The 21,095-nt window shown below is 43.0% G+C and carries 20 protein-coding genes; 5 read left to right on the top strand and 15 right to left on the bottom strand.

The window, feature by feature from the left end; all coding sequences use genetic code 11:
• Positions 1-45: 45 nt before the first annotated feature.
• From SWP_RS06330 to SWP_RS24395, 11 genes are all read right to left on the bottom strand, one after another.
• Positions 46-2,169, bottom strand: coding sequence for a M3 family metallopeptidase (locus SWP_RS06330; RefSeq protein ID WP_020911592.1), 2,124 nt, complete (start codon positions 2,167-2,169; stop codon positions 46-48).
• A gap of 118 nt (positions 2,170-2,287) precedes the next feature.
• On the bottom strand, positions 2,288-3,220 hold the full coding sequence (cyoE, locus tag SWP_RS06325; RefSeq protein WP_044555726.1) for a heme o synthase: 933 nt from the start codon (positions 3,218-3,220) through the stop codon (positions 2,288-2,290).
• A 13-nt stretch (positions 3,221-3,233) separates the two neighbouring features.
• The gene (gene cyoD / locus SWP_RS06320; protein ID WP_020911590.1) at positions 3,234-3,569 is read right to left on the bottom strand and encodes a cytochrome o ubiquinol oxidase subunit IV; all 336 of its coding nucleotides are present in this window, start codon (positions 3,567-3,569) and stop codon (positions 3,234-3,236) included.
• A complete protein-coding gene (cyoC, locus tag SWP_RS06315) occupies positions 3,532-4,203 on the bottom strand; it encodes a cytochrome o ubiquinol oxidase subunit III (RefSeq protein WP_020911589.1) in 672 nt (223 codons plus the stop codon). Before cyoC ends, cyoD begins: the two co-directional genes overlap by 38 nt.
• Positions 4,200-6,185: a cytochrome o ubiquinol oxidase subunit I gene (gene cyoB / locus SWP_RS06310; protein ID WP_020911587.1), complete on the bottom strand. Its 1,986-nt coding sequence runs from the start codon at positions 6,183-6,185 to the stop codon at positions 4,200-4,202. Before cyoB ends, cyoC begins: the two co-directional genes overlap by 4 nt.
• 2 nt (positions 6,186-6,187) lie before the next feature.
• Positions 6,188-7,090 carry a ubiquinol oxidase subunit II gene (gene cyoA / locus SWP_RS06305; RefSeq protein WP_044555725.1) on the bottom strand — a complete coding sequence of 301 codons (903 nt, stop codon included), beginning with the start codon at positions 7,088-7,090 and terminating at the stop codon, positions 6,188-6,190.
• 173 nt (positions 7,091-7,263) lie between these two features.
• Complete coding sequence (locus tag SWP_RS06300; protein ID WP_020911584.1) at positions 7,264-7,668, bottom strand: hypothetical protein; 405 nt, start codon at positions 7,666-7,668, stop codon at positions 7,264-7,266.
• Between the two features lie 302 nt (positions 7,669-7,970).
• Positions 7,971-8,312, bottom strand: coding sequence for a zinc ribbon domain-containing protein YjdM (locus tag SWP_RS06295; RefSeq protein ID WP_020911583.1), 342 nt, complete (start codon positions 8,310-8,312; stop codon positions 7,971-7,973).
• 250 nt (positions 8,313-8,562) lie between these two features.
• Positions 8,563-9,285, bottom strand: coding sequence for an oxygen-insensitive NADPH nitroreductase (nfsA, locus tag SWP_RS06290; RefSeq protein WP_020911582.1), 723 nt, complete (start codon positions 9,283-9,285; stop codon positions 8,563-8,565).
• A gap of 152 nt (positions 9,286-9,437) precedes the next feature.
• Complete coding sequence (locus SWP_RS24400) at positions 9,438-9,737, bottom strand: hypothetical protein (protein WP_228371120.1); 300 nt, start codon at positions 9,735-9,737, stop codon at positions 9,438-9,440.
• 33 nt (positions 9,738-9,770) lie between these two features.
• Entirely contained in the window at positions 9,771-9,941 is a 171-nt protein-coding gene (locus SWP_RS24395) for a hypothetical protein (protein WP_020911580.1), read from the bottom strand.
• 194 nt (positions 9,942-10,135) lie between these two features.
• Between SWP_RS24395 and SWP_RS06280 the strand changes: the two genes are divergently transcribed.
• Positions 10,136-11,134 carry a helix-turn-helix transcriptional regulator gene (locus SWP_RS06280; RefSeq protein ID WP_020911579.1) on the top strand — a complete coding sequence of 333 codons (999 nt, stop codon included), beginning with the start codon at positions 10,136-10,138 and terminating at the stop codon, positions 11,132-11,134.
• Positions 11,135-11,837: 703 nt separating this feature from the next.
• Entirely contained in the window at positions 11,838-12,845 is a 1,008-nt protein-coding gene (locus tag SWP_RS06275) for a lipid A deacylase LpxR family protein (RefSeq protein ID WP_020911577.1), read from the top strand.
• A gap of 83 nt (positions 12,846-12,928) precedes the next feature.
• Here the strand turns inward: SWP_RS06275 and SWP_RS06270 are convergent, their stop codons facing one another.
• Both SWP_RS06270 and bshA read right to left on the bottom strand, forming a co-directional pair.
• A complete protein-coding gene (locus SWP_RS06270) occupies positions 12,929-15,160 on the bottom strand; it encodes a cation:dicarboxylate symporter family transporter (RefSeq protein ID WP_020911576.1) in 2,232 nt (743 codons plus the stop codon).
• 19 nt (positions 15,161-15,179) lie between these two features.
• Positions 15,180-16,340 (bottom strand): N-acetyl-alpha-D-glucosaminyl L-malate synthase BshA, encoded by a 1,161-nt coding sequence (gene bshA, locus SWP_RS06265; RefSeq protein WP_020911575.1) that lies wholly within the window; start codon positions 16,338-16,340, stop codon positions 15,180-15,182.
• 308 nt (positions 16,341-16,648) lie between these two features.
• Between bshA and SWP_RS06260 the strand changes: the two genes are divergently transcribed.
• The 3 genes from SWP_RS06260 (at position 16,649) to SWP_RS06250 (ending at position 20,103) form a co-directional block, all read left to right on the top strand.
• Complete coding sequence (locus tag SWP_RS06260) at positions 16,649-18,808, top strand: LruC domain-containing protein (RefSeq protein WP_020911574.1); 2,160 nt, start codon at positions 16,649-16,651, stop codon at positions 18,806-18,808.
• An 11-nt stretch (positions 18,809-18,819) separates the two neighbouring features.
• Positions 18,820-19,326, top strand: coding sequence for a hypothetical protein (locus SWP_RS06255; RefSeq protein WP_020911573.1), 507 nt, complete (start codon positions 18,820-18,822; stop codon positions 19,324-19,326).
• A gap of 237 nt (positions 19,327-19,563) precedes the next feature.
• On the top strand, positions 19,564-20,103 hold the full coding sequence (locus tag SWP_RS06250; protein ID WP_020911572.1) for a CIA30 family protein: 540 nt from the start codon (positions 19,564-19,566) through the stop codon (positions 20,101-20,103).
• Here SWP_RS06250 and SWP_RS24125 read toward each other — a convergent pair.
• Together SWP_RS24125 and SWP_RS06245 are read right to left on the bottom strand one after the other, a co-directional pair.
• Positions 20,100-20,249, bottom strand: coding sequence for a hypothetical protein (locus tag SWP_RS24125; protein ID WP_187148543.1), 150 nt, complete (start codon positions 20,247-20,249; stop codon positions 20,100-20,102). The two genes, SWP_RS06250 and SWP_RS24125, sit on opposite strands and share 4 nt — an antisense overlap.
• A gap of 123 nt (positions 20,250-20,372) precedes the next feature.
• Entirely contained in the window at positions 20,373-20,978 is a 606-nt protein-coding gene (locus tag SWP_RS06245) for a lipid-binding SYLF domain-containing protein (protein ID WP_020911570.1), read from the bottom strand.
• Positions 20,979-21,095 lie beyond the last annotated feature (117 nt).

The following is a 21,095-nucleotide window of genomic DNA, read 5'->3' as shown; positions in this document are numbered from 1 at the left end:
AACCTCTCCCCCTCAAATAGCAGGGAGAGGATGAGCCAACGGAATCTACTCAGTGAGTCCTCTGCGAATAAGCAGGTTGTCGATATTAGGTTCGCCGCCAGTGAAGTTAATGTAGTCTTGCATTAAGTCTTGGCTATTACCTTTCGATAAAATTGCTTCACGGAATTTGTCACCATTTTCAAGCGATAACCCACCGGTTCTATCCATATAAGAAAAAGCATCTGCAGCTAACACTTCGGTCCACAAATAGGCGTAATAACCTGCTGAATAGCCACCGCTAAAACTGTGGCTAAAGTAGCTGGTCTTGTACCTTGGTGGTACAGCAGCATAGTCAATACCATGTTTAGCTAGCACTTTATGCTCAAATTCCTCTACATTTGAAATTTGAGTGTTTGCGCCTACTGAGTGCCACTCCATATCTAAAATAGCCGCAGCGAGATATTCGGTGGTGTCATGGCCTTGATTAAATTTATGAGATTTGAGTATTTTATCTAGCAGCGAAGCGGGAATTGGCTTTCCTGTTTGATAATGTTTGGCGTAGTGGGAGATCACCTCAGGGTTAATGTCCCAGTCCTCATTAAACTGTGATGGAAACTCAACGAAATCTCTGGCGGTTGCAGTGCCTGCAATACTTGGGTATTTCACTTGAGAGAACAAACCATGTACAGCATGACCAAACTCATGGAACATAGTGGAGACTTCATCGAACGTCATCAATGTAGGGTTACCCGCTGAAGGCTTTGGTATGTTAAGCGCGTTATAAACAACAGGCTTGTTGCCCATGAGGCCAGACTGCGTCACCAGTTCATCCATCCAAGCGCCACCGCTCTTGCCAGGTCTTGCGTATGGGTCGAGATAAAAAATCCCCACTGAGCTCGAATCTTTGTTAAAGACCTCAAATGCTAAGACATCATCATTCCATACTGGCAGATCGGGCCTTGGTTTAATTTCAATGCCGTAGAGCTTGTTCATCGCATAGAACAAACCATCTTGTAATACTCGGTTGAATTCAAAATAAGGTTTTATCTGACTCTCATCGAGGTTGTACTTTTCTTTACGTACCTTTTCGGCATAGAAAGCCCAATCCCAAGGCTGCAACTCAAAAGTCACGCCCTCTTTTGCCATTTCAGCTTGTATGTCTTGCGCTTCTGAATCCGCTTTGGCTACGGCTTTGGGCACTAAGGCATCAAGTATGTCAAACACAGCCGATGGTTTTTTTGCCATCTGGTCGGCAACCGCATAGGCAGCCCAGCTAGAATAGCCAAGTAATGCTGCTTTTTCAGCGCGAAGCCTAGCAATTTTTAGTGCCAATGGACCATTGTTAGACATGCCACGAGTTGAAGATGCTTGCCAAATTTGCTTACGTAAATCACGGTTGGTTAATTGGGCCAGTATCGGTTGTCTGGTGGTGTTTACCAAGGTGATCATGTAACCCGTTTTGCCTGCCGATTTAGCCGCCGCAGCCAAAGATGAAATTTCATCTGCCGACAGTCCATCAAGCTTACTTTTATCCTTCACTAAAATGACATCTTCTTTAAATGACTCAAGGATGTTATTCGAAAACTCCGCGGTATCCTTAGCTAACGAGGCGTTGATACTTCGAATTTTGGCTTGCTCGGCTGCAGATAGTTTGGCACCAGCACGGAGAAAGTTATTGTAATAGATCTCAGTTAAACGCTTCTGTTCACCTTTAAGTGCTGACCTGTGTTGGTACACAGCTTCCACACGAGAAAACAACTTCTGGTTGAGATAGATATTGTCGCCATGATTGCTGAGCTCTGGGGTAATAGTCTGTTGGATCTTTTGCATCTCATCATTCGACATTAAAGAGGATAAAGCAAAGAACACTCGTGACACGTGGTTTAATGCAGCGCCGGAAGATTCCATTGCAGAGATAGTATTCTCAAAATCTGTTGCTGATGGATTGTTGATGATAGAGGCTAGCTCTTCATCATGGCGTCGTATTCCCTCTCTAAATGCAGGTAGATAATCTGTGGGTCTTATTTTATCAAATTGAGGCGCATGATCTTGCAGCGGACTTGGGTAAAGCAATACATTACTACTATTGCTCATACCGACTTTATCTGTCGACATATCATTTGACGATGATGAACAACCGCCTAGAACAAATGCTATGGTGATTGTAAGAGTGATCAAATTCTTGCGCATGTGCTTACCTTCCTTATTTAAGTTTTATCATTAAGCTCGCTATGTGAAACATTTCTTCAAGTTGTTGATTCGATTTATTACTGTTTTTGTTACCTGCTATGTGGGGATCCCACCAAAGCTAATGTGTTAAAAGCGCTAGCGGGGTTTGTGTCACTAACTGAAAATCCAGCGCCATAGTGACGCTTAGTGCTGTAATGGTAATGATGGAAAAACCAAAGAGTTGTCGTGCCCAACTCTGCAAGTTAACCCCGTGGCGATAGCCTTGCAGTGCCATTGCCAGCCACCATAGGCTGGTTGCACAAGTAACCGCCATAAAGGTTAATCCCGTGTAGCCGGCGAGTGGCAATAAAGCGCTAACCAAAGCAAATACAGCGATATAAAGCACGATATGTAGCTTTGCCTTAGTGATCCCTGATGCAACCGGTAATACTGGGATTTTTGCGGCGGAATAATCGTTAAAGCGAAAGATGGCAATCGCATAGGAGTGCGGCATCTGCCACAGACTAAACATCAGTAATAAAATAATGGCAGCGATATCAAGTTGGCCTGTCACCGCGCAGTATCCGACCACAGGTGGAACAGCACCTGAGATGCTCCCCACCAATGTGCCGTAGACTGAATTTCGCTTCATATACAAGCTGTAAACGCCGACATAAACCAGATAACCAAGTGCTGCAAATAACAAGGCAACGCTGTTGGTAAAAATCCCCAGCATGGCAAAGCCAAGAACACCTATCACTACGCCAAAAATCAATGCCGAACGCAGCGAAATCTGTCCAGTAACAGTGACTCTATGGCGGGTTCGTTGCATCTTGCCGTCGATATCGCGGTCAATACAGTTATTAATCACGCAGCCAGAAGCAACCACCAGAGATAAACCAAGCAAAGTGACTAGCATCAAGAGCCAATTCACATCACCCTTAGCGGCTAACAAAAAGCCACCCGCAACGGAAATCGTATTCCCCATGATGATGCCGGGCTTAGTGACCTGGACATAACTTAGAATCGTTGACTTCAATCGTGCTGACATAAACTGGTCTTGAATTCTCATGACATTATTCTCGCTACATCATCAATGCATTGGCGGCGTAGATAATCCACACCGACAAGCCCACAACCATGACAATAATCAAAGCTGTGAATAAGAATGAAAATGTATTGAGCTTGCCCTCTTTTGAGAAATCGAGATGCAAGAAATACTTGAGGTGCACCACAATCTGTACCACAGCAGATCCAAGCACCAGTGCTATTGTTAGCGGTTTTTCAAAGTGGTGGCTCATCACCGCCCAAAATGGAATTGCCGTTAAAACCACAGACAACATAAAGCCAACCAAATAAGACTTCACTTGACTTGAAAGGTCATCAGTTTGCTGTCTTGCTAAGGTATTTTCCTGCCCCATCACAAGCTCCCAATAGATAAACGACGGTGAAAACGCAGATCCACACAATATCGAGGAAATGCCAAAACAAACTTAAACATCCAAGTCGAGTAATGCTGCGGTGATTCAAGCCTGTTTTGAGCACTTCAATCATCATGATTACCATCCAAATCAACCCCGCAGTGACATGCAAACCATGCATACCGACTAAAGCAAAGAAGGAGGATAAAAATGCACTACGTTGGGGTCCATTGCCCTGCTCTATTAAGTGGTGGAACTCATAGATTTCCATCCCGATAAACACACAACCGAGGGCTAAAGTGATCAATAGCCAGATCACTGTAGCCCTGCGGTTATGTCGCTTAGCGAAAATTAAGGCCATGCCAAAGGTGATACTACTGAGCAATAACGCTACGGTTTCAATTAAAACGAAATTCAACTCAAAAATATCTTTTCCCGAAACGCCACCATCGGTATTCATATAGAGCACCGCATAAGTTGCAAACACAGACGCAAACAAAATGCAGTCGGTCATCAAGTAGAGCCAAAAACCGAATAGGGTATTTTGGCTGCTGTCTGGATGTTCGCCATGTGCGGCGCTAATCAATGTTTTAGAGTGGGTATCGTTTAGGTTTGTTGTAATGGCTGTATTCATGCTGTCCCCCTCACAACCTTGTCTAAGTGCCCATTTTCAATAGTGGCAACCTCGCTAGGCTGCACATAGTAATCATGGTCATTGCCATAGGCGCGAAATAGGAAAGCCACAAAAGCACCAAGCATGCCTGCAATAGCCAGCCACAAGATATGCCAAACGGCAGCGAAACCGGCAGCTGTGATGCAAATAGCTATCAAGATCCCGCTAGCAGTATTTTTAGGCATATGAATAGGCTGGTAATGAGCAAATCTTTGGTACGCTTGCCCTTTCTCTTTCTGATCAGTAAATGCATCAATATCTGATACATGAGGAAGTTTTGCAAAGTTATAAAACTGAGGCGGAGATGAAGTCGACCACTCTAAGGTATGGCCATTCCATGGGTCACCTGTGGTGTCGAGGTTTTGTTCACGATCGCGAAAACTCACATACAGCTGTACAAACTGCAAAATGATGCCAACGAAGATGATGAAAGCACCAACCGCCGCAAAGTAGATCCAGAAGTTCCATGCGGGATTATCAGTATGGCTAAGACGGCGCGTCATACCTAAGAATCCCAATACATATAGCGGCATAAAGGCGACGTAAAAACCTATCTGCCAGCACCAGAATGCCGCTTTGCCTAACCGCTCGTTTAGGTGAAAACCCATGGCTTTAGGGAACCAATAGGAGAATCCGGCTAAATAGCCAAATACCGCACCACCTAAAATGGTGTTATGAAAATGAGCGATTAAAAACAGACTGTTATGCAATACATAGTCAGCCCCAGGTACAGCCAGTAATACACCAGTCATTCCGCCTATAGTGAAGGTCACCATAAAGCCGAGTGTCCATAAAACAGGGACAGTTACCTTTAGACGACCGCGATAGATAGTGAACAGCCAGTTAAATAACTTCACTCCAGTAGGCACCGCAATCACCATAGTCATGACACCGAAAAATGCATTTACATTGGCACTTGAGCCCATGGTAAAGAAGTGATGTAACCAAACGATAAAGCCCAAGATAGAGATAGCACCACTAGCCCAAACCATGGAGGTGTAACCAAACAAGCGTTTAGAGGTAAAGGTTGAGATCACTTCAGAAAAAATACCGAATGCAGGCAAAATGAGGATATATACCTCTGGATGACCCCAAGCCCAAAACAGGTTGATATACATCATGGCGTTACCACCACCCGCATTAGTAAAGAAGTGGAAATCCATGTAACGGTCTAAGGTCAACATGCCAAGTAGCGCAGTTAAGATTGGAAATGAAGCCACGATTAAAATGTTAGCCCAAGTACAGGTCCATGTGAAAATCGGCATCTGCATCAACTTCATACCCGGAGCACGCATTTTTAGCACCGTGGCGATAAAGTTGACCCCGGTTAACGTAGTGCCAATACCGGAGATCTGTAATGCCCAAATGTAGTAATCAACGCCAACTCCGGGGCTAAATGCCAATTCAGACAATGGCGGATATGCCACCCAGCCCGTCTTGGCAAATTCGCCTAAGCCTAATGAAATGTTTATCAACACTGCACCAGAAGTGGTAAGCCAAAAGCTTAAGTTATTCAGGAAGGGAAACGCGACATCTCGGGCACCAATTTGCAGTGGCAATACCAAGTTCATCAGGCCAATCATGAATGGCATGGCCATAAAGATAATCATGATGACGCCGTGAGCAGTAAATATTTGATCGTAATGTTCTGGCGGTAAATACCCAGCAGCACCATTAGTCGCTAAAGCTTGCTGGGTTCGCATCATTATGGCATCAGAAAAGCCACGTACTAACATCACTAATGCCAACACGATGTACATGATACCTAGACGCTTATGATCGACCGAAGTAAACCAGTCATTCCATAACACCCCCCACTTTCTGTATTTTGTGATTAAGGCTGCGATGGCAACCGCAAGGACTGCAACAACAGCTAACGTCACCATGATAATTGGCTCATGGTAGGGAATTGATTCTAATGTTAATTTGCCAAGAATAGACATGGTTACTCCGTCTCCCCATGTTTAGAGGATGAATGTCCAGAATGTTGTGACATCTCCATAGCGCTATCCATATGCATATACTGCATAACGATATGGTTAAACATGCCCTCGCTTACGGAGCTGTAATACTGAACTGCATTATTCTCACTAGGTTTAGCGAGTATTTGGTAGCTATCAGGATTTAACTGCTGGTTATGCAGCTTAACTTTGGCAACCCAAGCATCAAATCCTTCGGGAGTCGCGGTAGCAATGGCGTTAAATTTCATTCCCGAAAATCCCGCGCCGCTATAGTTGGCAGAGATCCCCTCAAAAACCCCAGCTTCATTGGCAATGAGATGCAACTGTGTCGCCATGCCTGCCATGGAATAGATCTGGCTACCCAATTGCGGAATAAAGAATGAGTTCATAGCAGTGTCGGACGTGATCTTAAAGTTCACTGGAACATTTGCTGGAAAGGCAAGTTCGTTGACAGACGCTATCCCTAACTCAGGATAGATAAACAACCATTTCCAATTAAGAGAAACGACTTCAACAGTTATCGGCGTAGCTTGGTGGTCTAAAGGCTTGTAGGGGTCAAGATCGTGAGTTGAGCCCCAAGTAATGACACCTAAAATTATGACAATCACGATTGGCACTAGCCAAACAACAATCTCAATTAATTTAGAATGCGCCCACTTCGGTGCATAAATTTCATGGTCCCGACCATCACGATATTTCCATGCAAAAAATAACGTCATGAATATGACTGGGAGAACAACGACGAGCATCAGCAAAGTAGCAACAACAATGAGATGTTTTTCATCGATGCCTATCTGGCCTTTCGGATCTAATACGCCGCCTTCACAGCCGCTCAGCAATATTGTAAATATCACCATTGCAGCTTTACTTATATTTCGGATTAGCAAAGGAAGATTCCTCTAACCTTAGGGTGTATCGCTCTGCAGGCATTGATAACAAGTCCTACAGCATTGGCTGTAATAACAATTAAATATAGAAATCGTCATGCTTGACGAATCCTCAAAATAGAAGAACTTTGAAGTTCAAGCCTATGGTTTAACTATTAAAAAGCTTAGTTTTATCAGAAGTGACGAGTTGATAGAGGCGGAGCGCGGCAGCCATGTGCAGTTTGCACTTGAGCTTGAAGTTGTTGAATTGAAAAATCAGGGAACAAAACAGCTAAACTTAACTTATTGATTAGTTTAATGATATAACGAATCAATCGCCAAAGCTGTTCTATAACAATGGGGTTAGTTAACAATAAACTAAATAAGCTAGCAGCCAGACAGTCAAAGAGAAAACCGCCGTTAAGCGCAATGAACTCACTAAGGTCTAGGTATCCAGCAGAAGATATTGACAAACCATCGGAGAATAACAGCAACAGTAACCCAGTTAATATCATTGAGAGATTAGCTTTACCCCCATTACAAGCTTCTGCCGATAAAGGCAGCTTGGTCTGTGTTAGTAGGTAGGGGGACAGTTTCAAAAAGGTTTCCTGCTGGCTGAATTATAATTATTATTTCGACTGGAAAATATTCACTATTCAGTCTTTCGCTGGAGAATAACAAGAAGGTAGTGTCGGATCAAAGCAACTCAGCCTTAAAAGCGAGCTTTATATTAAATAAAGCTTAATTTAAACATTAACCATCATAAAAAAATTACTAATTTAACAAAAATAAAACCTCGAGCTTCACAAAAAATGCACCAAACGCCAACTAAAGCACATAAAAAAACATCTGCACAAGGCAGATGTTTTAGATGTTGAGTTAGCTATTAGCTAAAAGCTAATTAGTTTTGTTTTCTAACAAACTTAGACTTAAGCATCATCTGGCCGTGGCCATCAACTTTACAATCGATGTCGTGGTCAGCGTCAACGAAACGCTTGATAACCGCTTTAGTGCCAACTTTAAGTACTAGTGAAGAACCTTTCACTTTAAGATCTTTAATCAAAGTGACTTTGTCTTCTTCAGCTAACAAGTTACCTACTGCGTCTTTTAGGATAATTGCATCTGGATCAACAATAACTTCGTTAGGATTCCATTCATGAGCACATTCAGGACAAATTAACTGTGAGCCATCTTCGTAAGCATAGATAGATTCACATTTTGGGCATGGTGGTAAAGCGCTCATGGCATATTCTCTTTAGTCAATAATTTGGTGAATTATGCTTGATAGCGTTGTTAACTAAGGCTGCTATCAATATAACTCGTATTTCAAAGGCACATTATAATCAATATTTCGAATATCATCTAGATTCAAAATCTTGTCCTGTGAACTTGCCTCAGTTCATAAGTTGCTTTACCTGCGTAAGGTAGCAAGTTTACTGTGATAGCACAGTAATGCACGGAACCATCGGCAAAGAGTCAATGCTGATTAATCATCACTTTTCGCTAAAGCCTTGTCGCTGTAGAAACTCTTTCATAAAAGGTCGAGACTCTTTGCTTAATGTGGCGGTGATTTGCTGTGACCAAGTCACTTGCTTGCTATTACTACTGCGAGCAGCATAATACTCAAGAATATGTTGGTCATAGGCCGCAACTTCCTCGAAGTCTAACGCTTGGTACTTGTCCTGGTGCAGCACGATATTGAGCGGCAAACGCGGTTTCTGCTCTGGCTCCCTGGCTGGGTAACCAATACATAAGCCGAACAATGGCAGTACATGTTGAGGCAGATCTAATAGCTCACTCACCTGCTGCGGGTTGTTGCGAATGCCGCCAATAAATACACCGCCTAGACCTAATGACTCGGCAGCAAGTAAAGCATTTTGCCCCATCAGTGCGGTATCTACCGCACCAATCAAGGTTTGCTCTGTAAAACCAAGTTGCGCATCGGGGTGAATTTGTCGGTGACGATTAAAGTCTGCACAAAATACCAAAAATTCAGCAGCTGAGGCCACATAAGGTTGGCCACCCGCAAATTGTGCCAGCTTCTCACGGCTATCAGAACTTGATACTCGAATGATACTGCTACATTGAATAAAGCTTGAGGTCGATGCCGCTAACGCACAGTTTAAGATCTGCTCAAGGTTAGCGGCGGTTATTGCTTGCTCAGTAAAATGCCTTACAGAGCGGTGGTTCATTATAGTGGCTATTGTTGGGGTCATGTCAGCTAGATTCTATCGATTATGTTTCATCAGACTACTTTTCAATAAAGCGCAGTGCAATGGTTAGTATTCAACAAGCAAGTGCTTTACTTTGCAACTAAAGCAGCCTTTATCAATGAATGTTGCCAATGAAATAAAGGCTGCATGGCAGCTTAAGCGGTGTCTTTAGGCTTATCTTCTAACGAGAAGTAGATTTTCGAAACGATGAACTCGGCGATTAAGATCCCAAATACCAGAGCAAAAAAGGCCACGATACCATCAACAGGTCCAGTAAAATTAATACTGTCACCAAAGACCAAGTTTATGGCCTCTAACATGATGAACTTAGAGCCAAATAAAATAAGCCAGGTGCAAAATGCACGGTAAAACTTGGGCGCTTTGCCCGGTTTATCTTTAAAATAATTAGCAATAGCATGCTCTGCGGCAATCGTCAGTTTTAACAGCAACTGCAATAAAATAGCCACTAATAACGAAATAGAAAAGACTCAACCGTGAATGTATTGCCAAAACTCATTAAACAGATTTAATACGGTAAGGTCGACCAGGACTGCGAGCGTATAGCCAACAAAGAAACGCTGAGGAGTATTAAATCCATACTCTTTTATCGGTGCTGCTAGTGTGGGTTTAGCATTTATTACTGCAGACTCTTGGCTCATCGACTTTCCCCTTGCTATAACTTGTTGAAAATTTAGCCACTTCTCTAACCTAACAGCAACTCAGTGGATTTCAACTCAATTGCTGTTAGTTAATAGCTTGCAGGGTAATTTTTCTTTAGTTTATTGCCTAACTCTGCGGCTTAGGCTAATAATAAACAAAGTAAAAGCAACCCCTCATTTTGATAAGAGAGACTATGGACAAAACTACGCCTATCGTTCCTTTGATCAAAACCCAGTATGCCTTAGCTTTTGTGGATATTCTTAAGCAGATAGACAGTGATATTTATCCATCTATTGCTAAAGCTCAATTACCAGAAAACATTCTAGCACCAGGTCATGATTACATACCTCAGCTTCCCTTAGTCAAACTACTAAACATTATTGGCGAAAAAGCGGGGCCAGATAGATACAGCCAGCTAATATGGCAAGTATGTCGACAAGTTTTGATCCCAAGTTATATAGGTAAAATGCAGCATGCTAAGACTCTCGAAGAGGCCTTGATTGAGTTTGAGCAACTATTTAATCAAGAGTCGCTGCATTCGGCAGTAAAGCTTCGACATCTTGCTGGTCGTCATTGGTTTATTCGAGAGCACCGTTTCTATAATGAACAACTACAAGACTTTAGAGCACACTTTATTGTCACTTTTATGGTCGAACTGGTGCGGGCATTAACAAACAGACAGTGGTCCCCTTCCGCAATTATGCTCACTGGAGCTAATGCCGAAGAAATTAAAGCATCTCTGTTGCTTGAGAACACTGAGTTTTATCTCAATCGCCGAGTGATTGGGTTATCTCTATCTACAGAAGAGTTAGCTTCCCCGGTAAAACTGAAGCTGAATTGGCATGAAACTCCTGCTCATATCCCTTTAAAACCTTCATTATTTGCTGACTCATTAAAGCAAGCACTTAAGCCCTATTTAGGCTTAGGAAGGCTACCAATAGAAGTTGCTGCAGAAATCTTAGGGATGCCAGTTCGCACCATACAACGGCGCTTAAAAAAGGAGAATGCCAGCTACTCAAACATCGTTGAGAATATTCTATTCAATCAAGCTTGCGAGATGTTGTCTGATGTAAATATTCCTATCAGCCGCATCGCCTCCTCTTTAGGCTATTCCGATCAGCCACACTTTTCTCGGGCATTTAAACGCATAACGGGTCTATCGCCACGAGCCTATCGTCAACAAGTTAGCTAGGCCAGCGATACACGTGCTACCTGAAGGTGCAAAATTCAGCGGGAGTTTAATGGGCTTTAATCACAGGTTCATTGCTCCATGCTGAACCTAATACCAATCAGTATAAGCACCGACATTCATGTTTCCGAGGCATTGATTGCCATGAATGGTCGCTCCCTTAGTAAAATCAATTACGCAGAGTAAAGCCCATGCTTTTTATATAAGAAACGCCCATCAACAAGGTTTTGTGCCTGCCCACTTGGTTGTTGCACTAATACCAATTGCATTAAAAGTTTGACCATTCAGCGGGAATTCAAAACGCTGTAGGAAAGTAGTGGGATTTGAGCTAATAGTTATTCTATATCCAAATCCCATAGCGAAGCATACAGCGTTTTGAAACCCGCACTACGTGAGTTCCTCAGTCTTTCCACTTCTGCTTTGCATTGGCTTAAAAGGGAACAACCATTTCTTTACCAATGCGCTTTGAATTGAAAAGACTGAGGGGCTCTGAACTGGTCAAATACTTAATGTAATTGGTATAACTTAAAAGGGAATAATTCTACGCTAATGGGCCTAGCATTGAACTGACGCACAGCCTCTGAAACGAGCATATTCAAATAGAACGGGCATATACATGCCTGTCGTTTATCTATATGCTGACTCTGTTAGTTTTGTGTATCTTCTCGCCTGAAATCATGCATTGAACTAAATTGAGGAGTCTATTGTGACTTTCTTCCCCTCTAGAGAACCGGCGAAGCTGAAACCTGCTATCGCCACCGCACTCATACCGATTTTACTATCAATGCCTGCTCATGCGGACCAATGGAATCTAGGCTTAGATAATGACGTGGTGATCGGTGATGACGGTGACTTTTCCAACGGCATTAGTATTGGTTGGCAAACCGCAGACGATAACGACTTCTCACACGCACTGTTACCCTTTAACTGGCAATCAAAGTTACTGTTCTCCCCACGAGAGAGTCGTAAACAGTGGGGCGCCAAAATTTATCAACGCATGTGGACGCCAACGGAAATTGGTTATGATTATGCCCAACCTAATGAGCGCCCTTACGCAGGCTTACTAGAACTAGAAAGCTATACCGCGGCCTACGGAAGCCAGTTCGCGCAAAAGAACTGGTTGAGTATCGGGCTCATGGGACCCGCTTCTGGTGCTCAAGCAACACAGGAGTTGGTGCATAAGATAACCTCATCAACTGAGCCTTTGGGCTGGAAATATCAGGTTGAGAACCAGTTCACTATGCAATTTGCTTATGAAGCAGATTATCTTTTCACTCGGCAAGCAGTTTTTGAAAACAGTGATTGGGAGCTTAGTGGTCACAGTTATTCGCAGCTGGGTAATTTCCGCTCTGAAACCAACGTCGGCATGACCTTGCGCTGGGGCGATGACTTAGCCCAGTCATTTGGCCAGCTAAGCAGTCATCAAGGGCATTACGGCCAATACAGTATGTCTGCGAAAGACAGTGGCAGTTTAACGGTGTTTACTCGCGCTCAAGCGGGTTACCGCTTTAACGATTTAACACTTGAGGGCGATCTCCCTTACGACTCTTATATTCAGCTGAAAAATCAACAAGCGCAAGCAAGTGCGGGAGTCGTTTGGGCTTTTCCGAATTGGTCTCTAAGCTGGCGCTTTGATTTTTACAGCAAAGAGTATGAATCTGATCCACAGGATTGGCATGCTTATGGGGTACTGAGTTACAGCTGGATAATGTAGTGCACAACTACCACAAGTAACCTAGAACCAGTTATTCGCCGATTTTAAGTTACTTGCAATTTAAGGTGCTGCGCTTAGCAGCATTAGGTGTCCTCTTTAACCCAGTGCAACACATCCTTAATCACTGACCAACGCGGCTTTTTCGGCTTGGCATTTTCACCTAAAATCCAGTACCCATAGAGTTTATCGACGTAACCCGATGACTTTTGAATCGCTAACCAACTGTTAAGGAATGTCTGCAGTGATGCATTATCGCGCGCTACGGCATAAGATGCAGGAAAAGACTTAATCTCTTCTCGGTTATATAGCGTGGTGTACTCTGGGTACAAAATAGTCCATGTCTTACCCGCTTCAAGGCTGATCATCAAGCCATCCCATGTTTTACCGTCATCTTCGAAGAACAAGCGGTCGGACTGGATAGTGTCAAACGTAACGTTAGCAAACTTCTTTTGTAGATGTGGAATTATTGAATAAGAACCAACAGAAGCAATACGAAGCGGGCCAGCCTCATGCAGCAGTTTATCGGTCTTAAACTCATCAGCGCGATGATCTTTAACCACAAACGAGTAATGCAGATCGAGTACAGGTGTAGTGAAACCCACATGCTCAATGCGTTTAGTCGTCATCTGTAGCCCTGATATCGCGATATCAAACTGACCTTGGTTTATCGCGCCTAGCACGTTGGCAAATGTGTAAGGTACAAATGCTATTTTCACCTCCATCTCTGCCGCTAATTTTTTCATCAATTCAACATCGAAACCCACCAGCTCATCTTGGGCATTATAAAATGAGAATGGTACTTGAATGGGGTTATAGCCCACTCTTAATACACCGCTTTCTCTAATTTCAGCCACACTTCTTGGGCCTGTAGCTTTGGCTAATTCATCCCATCGGAAAGAGGTTACCTGATCAGGTACTTTTTCTGCGGCGCTCATCTGTGCAACCACTTCATCCATATTATACTCTGTGTTAACAATACTACTTAATAGCCAACTAGAGCCTAAAAGGCTCACCCCAATCACCACCGGCGTCAAAACGCTATACATGATTAATCGCGTCATGCTCACCTTAGCAATGCCCACCAGCATGGCAGTACCTCCGACCGCGAGAATGAAGATATTCATCGCAGCGAGTAATGAGGTGAATCGGCTGGTAAACAGACTCGACACCATATAGAGCTGAAATAGATCCGATGACAACTCTAACGAATCTAGCAACATGGGAATGGTTAAATACACACTGCCAAATAAGCTAATTAAACCGTTTATCGACATTGGTAGGTAAGTAAAAAAATCAATCTCTTTGCCAGAGAACCAAGCCGCAAACAGCACAAAGACAATGGTTAACAATTTGCCAAGATTAGGAAAGCTAAACACCACTGGAATAATAATATTGGCATAGTCATCTGTTTGTTGGTTGCCAATGTCGTATTTATGGAATAGCTCTTTAGTTCGCTGAATCAGCAGCGGAATAACAATAAAAATATTACCCGCTGCGAATGCGGTGATCATCGCATCTTTTGCGATACCAGTAATGTCACGGTATGAAAATGGTGTAATTGCTGCCAAAATTGCTGGTAGCACCCAGTAGGTCAAAATCAGAGTCATGACCACATGGGCGACAAAGTAAACTTGTAGCTTTTGAAACTCTTCAAAATCCATTGTGCCTGCCGTTGCAGCTGTCATGGCAAAAATACCGATAGGCATTAGCTTTACAATGCTTTGCGTCACCTTATTGAATGACTCGCCTAGCAGTTGCATCGGCCGCATTAACGACTCTTTATCATCTATAGAGATAAGCGCTATGCCTGTAGCGACACAGAAAAGCACAATCGCTGGAATGTAACTATTAGACAGAGAAAAAAACGGATTTGATGGGATATACACATCGAGTAGATTAATTGAATTGGGGTCTTCCAACGCCGTTAAACTAAAAAATTCCCCCGCTTGCCAATCTGGAAAGCTGTACTTAATAAGGAACATGGTTAGCAAACCAAACATCCAAATCACCAGCATCAGCTTTCCCACTTTTATCCCTAGTGATTTAGCTTGTACCAAGGTCAAGCTACCTAAGCTAGAGATAAGCGACACTATAATGTAGGGAATAATAGTCATCTGCAGTAGCTTAATAAAAGCATCACCTATGACCGACATCCAAGCTAGCATTTCGCCGAAAAAAAGCCCTGCCGCAATACCCGCTGCAAATGACAGCAGAACAAGTGTAGACATACTCATCTTTTTCTTTGGTTTTTCTACACTCTCTTTTGCAAGCTCACTGTCATTATTTACATCGGCTACTGCTGTCTTATCAACCATATTAGAATTCGTCCTTTCTTCAGCTATTTACTACAACCTTTAAGTAACCATTGTCGGCAATAGCGCTGTGATAACACTCTACATACTGGGCAATTTTTTGCTCGGGGCTAAAGAGTGCTCTAGCCCTTGCTCTCCCGGCGAGCCCCATTTGTTGCTGCTTATTATCATCTAGCAAAATAGTTTCCATTGCTTTTGCCATCGCTAATGCATCTTCTGGGTCAAACATATAACCACTCACTCCATGCTCAACCACCTCAGGGATCCCATCTACATTGCTACTAACAGTGGGAACACCGCAGGCCATTGCTTCAAGTAGCACCATGCTAAATGACTCACGATAACTTGGCTGAATAACGCAATCCGCATTCGGAAGGTATGACTCCACATGCATCACATCACCCATAAAGGTGACTTGGTGTAATATGCCGAGCTTGTCGCATTGAGTTTTAATTTTATCTATATATGGCCCACTACCGAGCAGCACCAAGCGAGCATTCACTTTACGAAGTAATAGGTGAAAAGCTTGGATAACCGTATCGATATTTTTAAGCGCTCTAAAGTTTGAGACATGCATCAGCACTTTTTCATCATCTTTTGCCATCTGCCTGCGAGTATTGATGTTGGCAAATGTTGGCGAGAATACATCTAAGTCAATGAAGTTATGGATGACTTCAATCGATTTATCATTATCAAAGTGGCTGTAAATATAGTGACGCTGGAAACTTGAGACGGTTGTGACCTTATTACTTTTGTGAATACTAAATTTATTAAGTGGATACAGCGGTTTATCTTGCCCAACCACAGTAACATCGGTGCCATGAATCGTCGTTACCGTTGCAAATTTATGCTGGCTTATCTCTCCAGCTAGGTATGCACATAAAGAGTGAGGAATAGAGTAATGAGCATGCACTACATCAAGTTGGTATTGCTCCGCGACTTCAACAATTTTAGCCGTTAGCGCAAAGGTATATAAAGGGTCTGAAAAAAGCGGATAATTGATTGCCTCTACAGAATGAAAGAAAAGCTGCTGAAAATCTTCAATCAGTTTAAAAGGCCTAACACTGGAGATAAAGTGAATCTCATGCCCAAGCTTGGCCAAGCCAAGGCCAAGTTCGGTTGCTACTAAGCCTGAGCCACCAATACTGGGGTGACACACTATCCCGATGCGCAGTTTCGACATAAATTGCTACCACCCAAACAATAGTTAATAAGATGTTATTGCTAGATAAAACTTAGCACTGTTATACAGTTAAGCAAATCAGTATAAAAAACATACACTCACTACTATTTATTCACCTTTGAATCACTCCTAATTGCATCGCTGATGACAGTGATTCCTTTTAGTTAATTCGTTTGCAAAATGCGAAAAACCAGCAAGCAACCTCACAAAGAAACAAGCCAAAAGACTGATAAATAACGACTTTTAATAATGGCATGTCTTATGCCTTATCTAGTTTACTTTGATAACATGACAGTGAGAGATGCATTATGAAAATATCCAAGACTATTTCATTGAGCTGCGGCTCCCCTTTACTTCTTAGCCTTCTTATATCAATGAATGTTAGTGCGTCGGATCCATTTAGCGCTTGTCCTACAGAAGCCTTTGTCATTCAGAAGCAATCCAGTACCCCAAAAACGTTTGGAGTTAACCTCGCGACAGGTAGCTACGTTGTATTATCTAACGACATGGGAACCGGGAATGCTTTTAACGGTGTAGGCTTTAACTACCATGACAACTACGTCTACGGCTGGGACTATGCAAATAGTACTCTCGGTAAAGCAGGCGATGACTATCAGATTACTCCGTTAACCGTAGTAAAAGATGTTTCTGCAGCAACCGCGGGAAATTTTTATGTCGGCGACGTCGCAATTGCTGAAAACGTTTGGTATGGCTATCGCAAAGGTAAAGGCCTTTTTAAAATCCCCTTAGACAATCCCGCAAGTTACAATATGACAATCGTCCCTGGCAGCAAAAGTTTTGCATCCTATAACATTACGGATTTAGCCTTTCACCCAACAGATGGGTACATCTACAGTATAAGCAATGGCTCAAAAGGTAAATTACTCCGCATCGATCCAACAACAGCGGAAGCGACTGATTTAGGGACTGTAATCACCTCCAATTCAGGGAATTATATATTTGGTGCACAATTCTTCGATCCTGATGGCAATTTATATGTCAGCAATAACAGTAACGGTAATATCTATAAGGTCAATGTAGAACAAGCAACTCCTAGCGCTGTACTCTTTGCTTATGGACCAGCATCATCTAGTAATGACGGTGCAAGATGTGCATTAGCCGAAGTCACTGTGGGGGATTCTGTTGATTTTGGTGATGCCCCCGACTCTTACGGCACCTCTCTCGCATCAAATGGTGCACGACACTCTATCAGTAACAACCTTTACCTTGGTGCCTCTGTTGATAACGAGTCTGATGGATATATTTCTCCATTGTCTGATGACGCAAGTGATGGCGCTGATGATGAAGATGGAGTCACGATGCCTACAGGTTTTGAACTTGGTGAATCAGCTATATTACTCATCACAGCAACTGGCGGTGATGGTTACCTCAATGCATGGTTTGACTGGAACCAAAATGGTACTTTCGATCTGGAGGAGCAAATAATACTAGCAGAGCCACTAGATAATGGCCTCAACACAATCGATATTGAAGTACCAAGTTGGGCAAAAGAAGGACCAACTTGGGCGCGTTTTCGTTTAAGCACTCAACAAGATATTAGTGCCACTGGTGGTGTCGGTGATGGCGAGGTCGAGGACTATGCAGTGACACTGACAGAAACTGGCGTCACTATTAACTATTACCCCTCTTCTTCAACCTACACCACACTGGCCTACGAAGATCTATACCCAGATCAAGGCGACTTTGACATGAACGATGTGGTTGTTCAGCTACGAATTACCGAATACGTTAAAAACAACAAAGTGAGACGTATCGGTTTAGATGCTCAGCTAGCAGCGATGGGCGCAGCGTATCATAATGGTTTCGGCGTACATCTACCCGGTGTTAGCCGTGGGAAAATTAAAGAGTCATTGATAAGTTGGAGCATTGATAACATCGCTCAAGAAGACTCACCGCTCGAAACAGGACAAACTAATGCGGTATTTATCTTCACCCAAGATTTATCAGATTATGTAACGCTAGAGCAAGGTTGCACATACTTAAGAACTGAAACAGGCTGTGAAAGTTCTTTCAGGACTCAGTGGTCATTTGATATTCCTTTTGAGACGCCTGTTTCTGAAAGCATTGTTCCAGACTTTCCCTATGACCCCTTCATCTTTGCTACGCCGAATACCGATCATGGCTTAGCAGCAAAAAATGCAGTGGGTGGGAACCCTGGACGTCAACTTGAGATCCACTTAAAGAACCAAGCGCCAACGGATAAGTTCTCAAGTAACTACTTCGGCTATCGAGAAGATGCATCAAACCCAGGAGCTAACCAGTACTTTCAAAATGAAAACGGTATGGCTTGGGCAATTGAGATCCCTGTGACATGGAAGCACCCTAAAGAGAAAGAGCGCTTAGACAATGCTTACTCCGAGTTTGTTGACTTCGCTGCCGATGACACTGGCGCGACTAACCCAACTTGGTATGAAAATGCCGATAATGCACTTATCTTTAACGATTAATGGAGTATCACATGAAAAGCAAAATTGAAAAAATCACCGGTATTCACTTAAGTCTTATCACATTTTCATTATTGGCACTCACTGCTTGTGGCGGTGGCGGAGATGGCGATAGTGCAAGTCCAGCCCCTGCGGCTGTGACACCTACAACAACGACCACCACAACAGAGGAGGATCCAACACCAGCTCCAACGTCTTTAGATGATTTAGTTGTTGATGCCGATAACGCCTTAGAAGCTTCTTACCTGTTAACGATAAACGTCGAGAAGAGTAGCCAAAGCCGCGGTTATTTCTCACTATGTGATGACTACACGGCTCAAGGCGGCAGTTACAATATTAACTTTGACTCATGCTTATTCAGGGGACCTTTAAGCGATGGTAAACTAAGCAAAGAGTTAAAAATTGCTAATCATGAGAGTCAGTTAATTGCCGTAATTTGGTTTTATGAAGGACAAAACCCACAATATGTTGAGTGGAGCTACATGGCCGATAGCGAAAGCCAAATACTGACAATGAACTAACACTTAACAATATTAGGTCTATTTTGCCGCGATGTAACTCTCCATGCATCGCGGCTTTTTTATGCCCAATCCTTCCCCAAATACTCTCTAAAAAATAAACAGTAATCAAAATCAGTATTTGCGCCGTATTGGTAATAAGGCAGATTACAAGAGAACAATATGAAGGCAAACAGCTATCAATATCGGAAACAAAAAACTTTATCAACCAACCTTACACTGTTGCTAGGGAGCCTATTCATGAGTAGCGTAAGTCAGTCGGCACCTTTCACTATTGAGCCCGAGAATAGTTGGAATATTATCAATGATTCTGTAATGGGCGGGGGATCAAGCAGCTCTGTTAGTTATGACAACAAGGTCGCGACGTTTAGTGGTGAGCTATCACTTGATAACAATGGTGGATTTGCCTCAATAAGAGCGCGTTTAACCACTAAAGTGCCAGCAAAGGCAACCCACGTGTATATTCGCGTAAAAGGCGATGGCAGAAAGTATCAGTTGAGGTTACGTACTGATAGTAACTGGGACGCTGCAGCCTACTCACGAACATTCAATACCAAGCGCGATGAATGGTTAACTTATCAGTTTAGTGCTGCGGAGTTCATCGCGCTTTTTCGTGGACAACAGGTCAATGCGCCAGAACTGAAACTCACAGATGTAAAACAGATAGGCTTTCTACTTGCTGACAAGCAACCAGGACAATTTTCGCTGTCGTTTAAATCTATTTTATTAGGGGCTGTTGATCTTTCGAGCTTAGTTTTTGTTCGAATTCAATGCTTCTAGTACAAGGCTTGAGCTATAAAGCTTAGCCGGCTAAGTGAAAAGCTCATAACACCGTAATAGAAGCATTGAATCGAACCCAAAGGGCCGCGTTTCTTGGCTATTTTTACTGTGTTGTAGGCTATTTGTGGAGAATAACTAAACGGCATAGCCTCCGCCTTGTCAAAATAGCCAATAAACTGCGGCAAAAACAACCGTGAAAGATCAATAGCCCCTAGATTGAATCATCAAAAAAGCCAGCTTAATCGCTGGCTTTTATTAAGAATAAAGACTTACTCGCCTTTTTCTACAAAATCATCGGTAAAGTCAGTTTCCCAATACTTATACCCTTGAACCGTTGCCTGTGCAGCTGCGCCCATAAGGTTGACTTGATAGGTTTTCACACCTGAAATGTCTACAGATTGGTTAGCCGACGCTTGCTCACCACTCTCTTCATACTTAGCACTCGCCTCAGCCTGAGCTTGGCCTTCATACCCGGATTCTTTGTAGCGTGTTAGCGCATCTCTATCCATAAATGCTTGCACAAATCCGAGTTGCTTCCAACCAACTCCAGCACCAACGCCTCCAGTAGCGAAGCGGTAGTAAGACTTCTTGCTACCCTCATGCAGTACACAGATCCCACCACCGGTTGATAATGCAAAAAGATATGTATTGCTACCTGTACATACAACATAACCAACTGATTCAGCCACCGCAGATTTAGCTCCCGGATGCTCTTTGTAGATCTCTTGCAATGCCGCCTGAGTCTCTTCACGAGCATTCATTTTCTTTGAATCAGGCGTGTCACCAGTTGCACAACCAACAAGTAATGCTGGAACGAGTACTGCTGCTAACTTGACTCGATTAAATTGGAAAGTTGCTTTATTCAGTTGGAACATAGTTTTATCCTTTTGGTAAAACGAAAAACGCAGCTAAGAGCTGCATTTTTAGAATTAGACATCCACTAAAAATTTGCGCTATATAAGCTATAGCACAAGATTCAAGTTATTGATTAA

The sequence above is a fragment of the Shewanella piezotolerans WP3 genome (genome assembly GCF_000014885.1).
In the GTDB taxonomy this organism is placed as follows: Bacteria; Pseudomonadota; Gammaproteobacteria; order Enterobacterales; family Shewanellaceae; genus Shewanella; species Shewanella piezotolerans.
This window is presented reverse-complemented; position numbering and strand designations above follow the sequence as displayed.